General features: G+C 58.6%; 3 protein-coding genes and 1 pseudogene. All 4 read right to left on the reverse strand.

Features of this window, described 5'->3' with window-relative positions:
• Positions 1-116, reverse strand: a pseudogene (locus AC1DWI_RS16240) (ABC transporter ATP-binding protein); the annotation flags it as partial.
• A complete protein-coding gene (locus AC1DWI_RS16245) occupies positions 113-2,008 on the reverse strand; it encodes an ABC transporter permease (protein WP_477725216.1) in 1,896 nt (631 codons plus the stop codon). The pseudogene AC1DWI_RS16240 and the gene AC1DWI_RS16245, both read right to left, overlap by 4 nt.
• A gap of 151 nt (positions 2,009-2,159) precedes the next feature.
• On the reverse strand, positions 2,160-3,365 hold the full coding sequence (locus tag AC1DWI_RS16250; protein WP_477725217.1) for an ABC transporter substrate-binding protein: 1,206 nt from the start codon (positions 3,363-3,365) through the stop codon (positions 2,160-2,162).
• An 82-nt stretch (positions 3,366-3,447) separates the two neighbouring features.
• Positions 3,448-3,799: amino acid synthesis family protein (locus AC1DWI_RS16255; RefSeq protein WP_477725218.1), on the reverse strand; the 352-nt coding region annotated here is incomplete at its 5' end.

Consider the following 3,799-nt stretch of genomic DNA (forward strand, 5'->3'; position numbering starts at 1 on the left):
CCGTTGGGCCCAATCAAAGCCAATAGTTCGCCCTGCGCCAGCTCGAAATTCACGCTATCGACAGCCCTGACACCGCCAAAGGATTTTCCTAATCCTGATACCTTCAGCAAGCTCATGACTTTTCTCCCGCACTGCGGCGACTGGCCAGCAGCTGTTTGGCAAAGCCTGCAATTCCCTGGGGGAACAGCAGCACAAGAACCAGGATGATGGCGCCCAGCATGGCCCGCCAATAGTCGGTGTTTCGCGMCACGGTATCGTGCAGCCACGTGAATGTGACGGCCCCCACGACAGGTCCCAAAAGCGTCTGGATACCCCCCAGCAAAACCATCACCAGACCATCGATCGACTTGCTGACGTGCAGRCTTTCAGGCGAAATGCTGCCTTTTGAAAAAGCATAAAGCGCACCGGCCAGCCCCGCAAATGAACCTGCAATCACAAACGCAACCCATTGCAGGCGTTTGACATTCATGCCGATGGCGTCCGAACGCAGCACCGAGTCGCGTGCCGCACGCATGCCATAGCCAAACGGTGAATACAGAATTCGGTGCATCAGCAAGACGCCCCCGGCCACCAGGACAAGAGTGAGGTAGTAATAAATGCGCTTGTCCGCCAGCCACTCGGAAGGCCAGACGCCGGTCAATCCGTTGCTGCCGCCGGTGAACACGTCCCATTGATAACAAACTGCCCAGGTGATTTGTGCAAAGGCCAGCGTCAGCATCGCCAGATAAACACCAGACAATCTGACGCAGAACCAACCATACACAAAGGCCCCCACGGCCGCCACAACGGGTGCCACGACCAGAGCCAGCTCCATGGGCATGTTCAGGCTTCGTACCAGCAAGGCGGCGCCATAGGCCCCAAGGCCGAAGTAGGCGGCATGCCCGAACGAGTGCATTCCCGCGGGCCCCATGATGAAATGCAGGCTGACAGCGAACAGGACGGCAACCAGCAAGTCAATCAGTAACACGGTGACGTAAGGGGACTGTGCCGCCAGCACAGGCATCAAAGCCAGTAGCGCCARCAGGCCCGCACAACCCCAGACGTACAAGCGGTGTGGCCGGCGCAGCGGTTCTTCGGCCATGCCTGCATGCCGGTTGGGCGCCTGTGGCCTGCCGAACAACCCCCAGGGTCGGGCCACCAGGACAACCGCCATGACGAGGAACTCCACCACCAGGGTCAGCTTGGAAAAAGAGATGCTGATACCCGCAATTTCAACCAGCCCCAGCCAGATGCAAATGGCCTTGAGTTCGGCAATCAGCAGTGCCGCCACGTAGGCACCCGGGATGGAGCCCATGCCCCCGACCACCACCACCACAAACGCGGCGCCGATGATGTTGAGATCCATTTCCAGGTTGGCGGGCTCGCGCGGTAGCTGAAGCGCGCCCCCAAGGCCCGCCAGAAGTGCGCCCAATGCAAAAACCGCTGTGAATAACCACGCCTGGTTCACACCCAGCGCGCTGACCATTTCGCGATCCTGCGTGGCGGCTCGAWCGAGGGTACCCCAGCGGGTTTTGGTGAGCAGGAGCCAAAGCAGACCCAGGACGACAGGCCCCGCGACGATCAGGAAAAGATCATAGGAAGGAAACTGACGCCCCAAAATCGACACAGAGCCAGTCAGGCCGGGAGCCCTGGGGCCAAGCAGCTCCTCGGGGCCCCAAAACCACAGCACGCCATCCTTGATCACCAGGCCAAGCGCAAACGTTGCAAGCAACTGAAAGAGTTCCGGTGCACGGTAAATACGGCGCAGCAACAAAACCTCGACCAGGCCGCCGAGAACACCAACAGCCAAAGCGGCAATCAGCAAGGCAGGCCAGAAACCCAAGGTATTGCCAAGAGCACTGACCAATGAATAGGCAACGTAGATGCCCACCATGAAAAAAGATCCATGGGCAAAGTTGACAATCCGGGTAACACCAAAGATCAACGACAAACCAGCCGCCACGAGAAACAGCGACGATGCACCGGCCAGGCCATTAAGCAACTGCACGATAAAGCCTGAGAAGCTCATGAACAAACCTTTTTTCTGCGGGATAGCATGACCGGCAAGCAGCGCACAGTGGACACACCTTTAACATGACGGCGRCACCGGAACTGCCGGCCAACCGCCATGAGTGCATGCACGAGGCGCGGCACCTGCCGCCGTCAACACTTGCCTCGGTCTAATCGGCAGCGCGCATTTTTTTCACTTCGGCGTTGCTGGGCTGGACTTTTGAACCATCGATATATCGATAGTCGACCATCACGCCCTTGCCGCCTTCATTTTTTGTGCGTCCCACATAGGCACCCATGGTGGACTGGTGGTCTTCCGGGCGAAAAACCACGGGGCMAAAGGGTGTTGTCACGTTCAGGCCGCGGAAAGCGGTAATCAGCTTTTCCGTATCGGTCGATTTGGCTTTTTTCATGCCTTCGGCCAGGGACTTGATGGCGCTATAGCCGACCACGGAACCCAGGCGCGGATAGTCTTTGTACTTGCCGTGATAAGCAAGAAAGAAAGCCTTGTGTTCGGGTGTCTGGATGCCGTACCACGGATAACCGGTAACCACCCAGCCGTTGGGCGTTTCCTCCTTGAGCGGGTCGAGGTATTCGGGCTCGCCCGTCAGCAGGCTGACGACTTCACGCCCCTGAAACAGGCCACGGGTATTGCCTTCACGAACAAACTTCGAGAGGTCGGCACCAAAAAGAACATTGAAGATGGCGTCCGGCTTGGCGTCCGCCATGGCCTGCACAACACTGCCCGAGTCGACCTTGCCCAGTGGAGGCGCCTGCTCGGCCACGAACTCTACATCGGGCTGCGCGGCCTTCAGCAAGGTCTTGAACGTCGCTGCTGCGGACTGCCCATACTCGTAGTTGGGGTACACCACCGCCCAGCGCTTTTTCTTCATCGCAACGGCTTCGGGGACCAGCATGGCCACCTGCATGTAGGTGGAGGTCCGCAAGCGGAATGTGTAGCGATTACCGTTTTGCCAGACGATTTTGTCCGTCAGAGGCTCCGCTGCCAGAAAAAAGAACTTTTTCTGCTTGGCGAAATCGGTGAGCGCCAGGCCGATATTGGAAAGGAAAGAGCCTGTCAGCACGTCGACTTTTTCGCGCGAGACAAGTTCTTCGGCTGCACGGACCGCATCGCCCGGGTTTGCGTTGTCGTCGCGAATAATCAGCTGGACCTTCTTGCCGTTGATTCCGCCGCCAGCATTGATTTCCTCAACGGCCAGTTCCATGCCTTTCTTGTACGGTTCCAGGAAAGCAGGCTGGGCCTTGTAGCTGTTTATTTCCCCTATCTTGATGACGCCTTGGGCATGCGCGTTCACGAATGAGGTGATCAGCCCGAGGAAAGCGACGGTGCTCAGCATTTTGTGGTGCAGCTTCATAAGTACTCCTGGTTGTCTTGGGTCAGATGGAAGGCGAAAGGCGATGGGTCATGACGATGAGCGATGGATTGGCAGCCCGGGGCTACCTTAACCCATCCTCCCCCTTGATTTCACTGGTTTGAAGCCCCCCCACACGCGGCAGGGGCCGGCCGCTGTCCGTAACGACGACCGCCACCACAATTTCGTTGGCGCGGGGAGCGTCGGCGATGCGGGCTTCCATCGCATCGAAATGGCTGCGCACGAATGCGGCATCCTTGTGTCCCAGCGGCACGTCAATGGCAGTACCAAGACCACCGCGCTTTTTACTTGACGGCACCAGAGCAGCACCCTTTTCCACCGCCAGACGCAGGGGCGCGCCCAGCCTGGGATGCAGGATCGCTGCCGCATGCTCCAGCTCACCGGCCTCACCCACGATGGCGGCCTTGCCGTAACTA

The sequence above is a fragment of the Polaromonas sp. P3_C2 genome (assembly GCF_056402675.1).